The organism is Pseudoroseomonas ludipueritiae, from assembly GCF_014490445.1.
In the GTDB taxonomy this organism is placed as follows: Bacteria; Pseudomonadota; Alphaproteobacteria; order Acetobacterales; family Acetobacteraceae; genus Pseudoroseomonas; species Pseudoroseomonas ludipueritiae.
Genome location: NZ_JACTUZ010000369.1, coordinates 1 through 768, shown reverse-complemented (window position 1 = coordinate 768; position 768 = coordinate 1). Strand labels below are relative to the sequence as shown.

Here is a 768-nt window from a genome sequence, read left to right as displayed (position 1 = left end):
CAGGGGGAACTGCCTGCGGGTGGGGGTCTGAAGGCTCTGGTGGGTGGTGTTGAGGTGGCGGTCCAGCTGGACGTGAAGACCACCTATGCCGATGGCTCGGCGAAGATGGCGGTGGTGTCGCTGGCGCGGCCGGATCTGGCTGCCGGCGCCCGCGTGGATGTGGTGCTGAGCGAGGCCGCCGCGCCGGCCGGTGGGGCCGCCGTGGATCTGGCGGCGGCGCTGAGCGCGCATAGCATGACGGTCGACATGACCGGCTCCGGCGCCCATGCCAGCATCGATGTGATGGCGGCGCTGCAGCAGGCGCTGAAGGATGGCAGCGCCAGCTTCTGGCAGGAAGGCCCGCTCGCCACCCAGGCGCGGGTCGAGGTGCCGCTCGAAGGCTCGCAGCGCCTGGTCTTCGATGTCACCGCCTTCAAGGGCGGCGGGCTGGAAGTGGAGGCGCAGTTCAACAACGACGGCGCCATGGGGGCCGCCGGCGGCCGCGTCAACAGCGTCGTCACCGTGACGCTGGATGGCGAGCGGGTGGCGCATGAGGTGCTGAACCAGGGCCAGTACCAGAACTGGCACCAGACCTTCTCCACCACCGACCATGACGGCGGCCAGGGCCTGGGCGATGCCAGCAGCGGCTGGCTCAACATCCGCCAGGACATCGCGCATCTGCAGGACACCGGCGCCATCGCCGATTACGACCTCAGCCTGACGCTGAACGACAGCCTGCTGCAATCCTATGCCGATGCCACCGCCGCCGCCGGCTGGGGTGAGCCGCTG

The 768-nt window shown here is 69.9% G+C and carries 1 pseudogene; it reads left to right on the top strand.

The features are described from left to right. Positions 1–39: 39 nt before the first annotated feature. Positions 40–768 (top strand): annotated as a pseudogene (locus IBL25_RS26425) (hypothetical protein); the annotation flags it as partial.